The following is a 5,411-nucleotide window of genomic DNA, read 5'->3' on the forward strand; positions in this document are numbered from 1 at the left end:
TCCAACTACTGCACAAATGAATTCATTATATTCTTTATGTAAAATGTTTATGAAGCAGTTTGCCATAGAGAAAGGAAATATACTCGGCCATAGGGAGTTAGAAGGGGTTACAAAAACTTGTCCAGGAAATCGCTTTTCTATGGTAGAGTTAAGAAAAGTATTATCTTAAATATAGAGGAGTAACGAATGATGATGAACATAAAAATACCGACTGATAAAAAAGAAGAGCTTGTAGCACAAATTCAGCAATTTTTCGTTGAAGAAGATTTAGATGAAATTGGACGTTTCCAAGCAGAACGTTTAATAGAGGAAATGATTAAATTAGTTGGACCATTTGCATACAATCAAGCAATTGGAGATGCAAGAAAGCTTGTAAGTGAGAAATTAACGAATATTGAAGAAGACTTGTATGTGTTAGAGAAGAATGAAGGGAAGTAAAAAGAGCTATTTTGGTCGTCTTCCGTCAATTATAAAATAAGTATATGCCACGGCTTTTTTCCGATGTTTTGTTTGGAAAAGACCGTGAAATTGTTTTTGGACATATAAAATAAACCTCTTTTTTTCCAAAAGGGACCCTAGAATTAAAAATATATTATCTTAATTTTATCTTTTTTTAATAATTTATTTATGGGCAATTTATAGTTGCTATTTATAATTCCTATATATAACAGCTATGGATACTACGAAAAAGAACTTTGGAGGTGTAACCAATTAGCTGTAATCAAAATTTAAAACATGAATTGCTCACATAGAATCTTCTTTTGGAAGATAAGTGGTGTAATTCTTTGTTAAATGAAGGAAGGGATTGGGAAGCTATGAATAAAACAATTTTAAAAACATGTATCATATCAGCAGTTTTAGGTGGAAGCCTATTAAGTGAAAAAAATGGAGAGGTGAAAGCAGAGGAGGTTACACCACAAACGAATCATACTGGTGTATTCAAAGATGTTCCAAAGGGGCACTGGTCATATGAGGCGATTCATCAATTAACAGGTGAGAAAATTATTTTCGGCTATGATGATGGAAGATTTGGTTTTGGAGATAACGTAACACGCGAACAAGTTGCAGCTTTAATGTATCGTTATTTTAATATGGCAGAAAACAAAAATTATCAGAACCCATATGGGGACGTAAGCGAAGATTCGACAAGCTATATAAAGGAAATCTTGTCTTTAACAGAAATGGGTGTTTTTAAGGGTGATGAGTATGGGAACTTTAGACCGAAGGCATCCTTAACACGTGCAGAAATGGCACAGGTTCTTACAAATGCTTTTCATTTAAAGGCAAAGAGTGATCATACTTTTAATGACGTTTCAACGAACTCATGGGCAAGAAATGCAATTAGTGCTGTTCAAACAAATAATATTGCAAAAGGAGTAGGAGGAGGGGAATTCGCTCCAAGTATGGATGTGACGCGTGAACAGTATGCACAATTTTTATACAATGCAATACAAGAAACTCAACAAACGAAAGGGCAGCTACTAGCTAGTATACTTGGTGAAACAAACTGGAAAGGGACAAAAGTCTATGACAAAGATCATAATGATTTAACGAAAGAAAATCAAAATTTCATCGGGCTTGCAAAATATGATGCTAAAACTGCAAGGTATGAATTTTTTAATGCAAATACAGAAGAGAGTCGTAATGATAGCGGTACCTTTTTTATAACCAACGATGGAAAGAAAAGAGTGTTAATTTCTGAAACGCAAAATTATCAAGCAGTTGTTGAATTAACGCAATTAGACAAGGAGAAATTTACATATAAAAGAATGGGGAAAGATGCAAAAGGGAACGATGTAGAAGTATTTGTTGAGCATGTTCCTTATCAAGAAAAAGAGCTTTCTTTTACCCGACCTGATAAAAATTTAGAAAGCTCGACGGGTAAAATAGTTACAGACGTTGATGGAGATGAAATCTTATCTAGTACTCTATGGAACGGAACAGTGGTATTAGATGAACAGGGTAATAATGTAACAAACTACAACTCTAACTTAATCAGTCTAGCAAAATATGATAAAAATACAAATAAATATGAGTTTTTCAATATGAATACAGGGATAAGTCGTGGGGATTATGGTTTCTTCGATGTTGTACATGACAATAAAATAAGAGCTCACGTTTCGTTAGGAAATAATAAATATGGTGCGGTCCTTGAACTTACAGAGTTAAATAAAGATAAATTTACGTATACAAGAATAGGGAAAGATGCGAATGGAAAAGATATAAAAATCTTTGTTGAGCATGAACCGTATACAGGTGACCTAAAACCAAATTTCACAAAATAAGATGTAAAAGTAATCTTATACTCTAGCAAAGGCATTATGTTAGAAAATGTTAGTAAGGAAAAACCTGAGTGATTAGGATTAGGTAATTATACAATAGAAGTAAAATAGTTCTTTATAGACAAATAGATGCCTTGAGGCATCTATTTGTCATTTTAAAATGATCTTATGGGTAAATGTAAAATACAAACTCTCTTACTTTCTCGGTTGTATTTTCATTTTTGAGTAGCTGACAATCTTCTCAGATCTAGTAACTTACTACTTGCACGACCATACATCGTGGCTCTTTTTTATTTGTTCTCTTTATATTCATGTATTTTCTCTTTTACATTACCGACAGTATCTTTAGCAGTGCCTTTCACCTTATCCCATTTTCCCTCGGCTTGTAATTTTTTATTGTCAGTTACTTTCCCGACAACTTCCTTTACTTCACCCTTTACCTTATCAATAGCACCTTCTACTTTTTCTTTTAAACCATGATCATGTTTAGTCATACATTTCTCCTCCTTGTAGTTTGAGTAGAATTCTCTTTTCATATTGCAAGTTGAATGATGTATCTAGTAATAGCGTAACAAATTTAGTTTGAATATTCAAATGAGTAACAGGATAGAAAGGTAATTGTCATAAAATGTATACATTCGTAATGGAAAGAAAAAGAAAGTTAATTTAATGTCTTTCGCAGTCCATATTGATTTTGTATAAGCAATTTTCATATGGGCACGTTCCATATTATTTTGACTGCCGCTACCGAATCTTGCTTGTCCAACTATTAAATTACAATTGGATTCAAGAGCGGTCTCAATTCGTTTTTGAATTAATACGGTATGACAACCTTTACGTTGAAATTCTGGCAAAGTAGCAGAAGCAGCTAATGAAGCAACACCTTTATTTATATAAAGTACCCCTATACTAGCAGGAGTGTTTTGAACTTCGGCTATGAAAAAATGCCAGCCGGATTTATTGTAGAGAATTTCGTTATTTTGGTGCACACCATATTTTGTAAAGGATGGCATGTTAAATCCACGTACATATATGTCTGCAAAAATATCAAATTCATTTTCTTTTAGTTGGCGTACTGAAATGTTAGAAGGCAGCAGCGATGAGTCTTCTCTTGGTAAACTATATAAAGCGGTATGGAAGCTAGATTGATAAAAATCTTTTTGAGAAAAGTATTGAAATAATTCAGTTGTACCTTGCGCTGGTGTAATTTCAAAACGGCAAGGGATTTGTAGTGATTGATAATAAGCGATGATTTCATCTATCTCATCTGTATTTGTAAATGTAATGCCCTTTACTGTATTAAAAGCAGGACCAGCAATTACTTTTGATGAAAAGGCAGTGGCACTCCCGAACTTTTTCGTTTGTACTTGCATTGGGTTGCCGCTTATTGTTTGTAGTGCCTCTAATCTAGAAGAAAGCATATGTATTTCTGCGTTTTCAATTTCTTGTGCTGTATTGACTGTCATAATTGTACTCATACGATTCCTCCGTCAATTAATATAGTTCATAGTACATATACGATTTTTCTTCTGAGATTCCTGTTGAAATGTAAGAGAATAAGAGGTTTTTTGGAAGGGAAATGGAAACGGACTGTCGAAGGGAGTGGAAACAGATTAAAGGTGGTGCTCTCATGAAACAGAAAGACGTGCAGACATGCTCTCATTGCGGTTCTCAAAACATAGGAGAAGGTGAGTTTATCGGTTATGCACAAATACGGAAAAAGGAAACGATGTTCACATCTTCACCAGTGGATGCTTATATTTGTACAGATTGCGGGAATATCCTTTCATTAAAGGTACGGAATTATGAAAGGTTTAAGCAGAAGCCGCTATGATTGTTGAGAAGTGGTCATATCCAGCGTTGTATACGAAACGTCTTATATTAAGGGAAATTAATATGAGTGATATTTTACATATATATGAGTATGCCTCAGATAAAGAAATGTCAACGTATACAGTATGGGATGCTTATCAATCGTTACATGACACACAAAAATATATAGAAGAAATTGTGAGTCAATATGAGAAAGAAAAGGTAGCTCCCCTTGGAATTGTATTAAAAGAGGAACAAAAACTCATAGGAACTTGTGGATTTATAAAATATGATGTAACTGAACATAAAGCGGAAATTGCATACGCCTTATCACGAAAATATTGGGGTAGAGGATTAGCTACCGAGGCGGCTTCAGCTTTTTTTAGCTATGGTTTTAATGAGTTACGCCTTAATAGTATTGAAGCAGGATGTAATTCAGAAAATGAAGCATCTGAAAAATTAATGAAACGTTTGAATATGGAATACGATTGTACAATTCAAAAGGATTTGTTCATTAAAGGTAAGTATCGTGATACGAAAAGGTATTGTATATCTAGGAAAAGATATATGAATCAATGAAATATTTTATATTGAAAACTCCTTTAATTGAATAAGGGGGTTTTTGTTTTACGTATAACAATAATTACCTTTAATTGTTATAATTGGTTATTGAGAAATATTGTTTTTCTTAATACCACAATCATAGAAGAAAACTAGCTAAATCGTATACAAAACCGCTATATAACACAATCACAACCGTAAGTTGACAAAGTGCAACCACAGGAAGATAGAGATAAGAGCAATGTTTACATACAATTTAGTTAAGAAAACAAAGGGGGACACACATATGGAATTTGGTGAGAAGCTTTTTAAATTAAGAAAGGAAAAAGGCCTTTCTCAAGAAGCGTTAGCTGAGAAATTAAACACAACAAGACAAGCGGTTAGTAAATGGGAAAATGGTCAAGGTTTTCCTGAAACCGAAAAACTAATAATGATTGGAAATGTATTTGAAGTATCTCTTGATTACTTATTAAAAGAAACTGCTGAGCAAAGTAATGAAAAGGAAAATGGTTATTATGTAAGTAAGGAAATGGCGGAAGGGTATATAGTGTATGGGCAAAAAATTTCTAAATATATCGCATTAGGATTTAGCTTGCTTATTTTATCTACAATACCGTATTTATTATTTAAAGAAAATGCAACAATGTCTACATTCCTTGTCATTATCATTGCTGTCCTTGGAATTGGAGCGATGATGGTACCTGTAACGATAGAAGAGAGTCGATACAATGTATTAAAAAAAGAAGAATTACTATT

The 5,411-nt window shown here is 33.3% G+C and carries 6 protein-coding genes and 2 pseudogenes; 6 read left to right on the forward strand and 2 right to left on the reverse strand.

Annotated elements, in window-relative coordinates; genetic code table 11:
• From AB3X49_RS16965 to AB3X49_RS16975, 3 genes and pseudogenes are all read left to right on the forward strand, one after another.
• A pseudogene (locus tag AB3X49_RS16965) lies at positions 1 to 169 on the forward strand (peptidoglycan recognition protein family protein); the annotation flags it as partial.
• Between the two features lie 17 nt (positions 170 to 186).
• Positions 187 to 438: a DUF2164 domain-containing protein gene (locus AB3X49_RS16970; protein ID WP_002087817.1), complete on the forward strand. Its 252-nt coding sequence runs from the start codon at positions 187 to 189 to the stop codon at positions 436 to 438.
• Positions 439 to 815: 377 nt separating this feature from the next.
• Positions 816 to 2,285, forward strand: a complete 1,470-nt coding sequence (locus AB3X49_RS16975) for a DUF4822 domain-containing protein (RefSeq protein ID WP_367963545.1) — start codon at positions 816 to 818, stop codon at positions 2,283 to 2,285.
• Between the two features lie 287 nt (positions 2,286 to 2,572).
• Here the strand turns inward: AB3X49_RS16975 and AB3X49_RS16980 are convergent, their stop codons facing one another.
• Together AB3X49_RS16980 and AB3X49_RS16985 are read right to left on the reverse strand one after the other, a co-directional pair.
• Positions 2,573 to 2,776, reverse strand: coding sequence for a CsbD family protein (locus AB3X49_RS16980; protein WP_002033531.1), 204 nt, complete (start codon positions 2,774 to 2,776; stop codon positions 2,573 to 2,575).
• A 174-nt stretch (positions 2,777 to 2,950) separates the two neighbouring features.
• Positions 2,951 to 3,760, reverse strand: a pseudogene (locus AB3X49_RS16985) (GNAT family N-acetyltransferase); the annotation flags it as partial.
• Between the two features lie 152 nt (positions 3,761 to 3,912).
• On the opposite strand from AB3X49_RS16985, the gene AB3X49_RS16990 reads away from it, so the two are divergent.
• The 3 genes from AB3X49_RS16990 to AB3X49_RS17000 form a co-directional block, all read left to right on the forward strand.
• Entirely contained in the window at positions 3,913 to 4,116 is a 204-nt protein-coding gene (locus tag AB3X49_RS16990) for a hypothetical protein (RefSeq protein WP_033708017.1), read from the forward strand.
• A complete protein-coding gene (locus AB3X49_RS16995) occupies positions 4,113 to 4,673 on the forward strand; it encodes a GNAT family N-acetyltransferase (RefSeq protein ID WP_367963547.1) in 561 nt (186 codons plus the stop codon). The genes AB3X49_RS16990 and AB3X49_RS16995 overlap by 4 nt, the downstream gene beginning before the upstream one ends.
• A gap of 268 nt (positions 4,674 to 4,941) precedes the next feature.
• Positions 4,942 to 5,411: helix-turn-helix domain-containing protein (locus tag AB3X49_RS17000; protein ID WP_367963549.1), on the forward strand; the 470-nt coding region annotated here is incomplete at its 3' end.

This window comes from Bacillus sp. C30, assembly GCF_040838255.1.
Classification (GTDB): Bacteria; Bacillota; Bacilli; order Bacillales; family Bacillaceae_G; genus Bacillus_A; species Bacillus_A mycoides.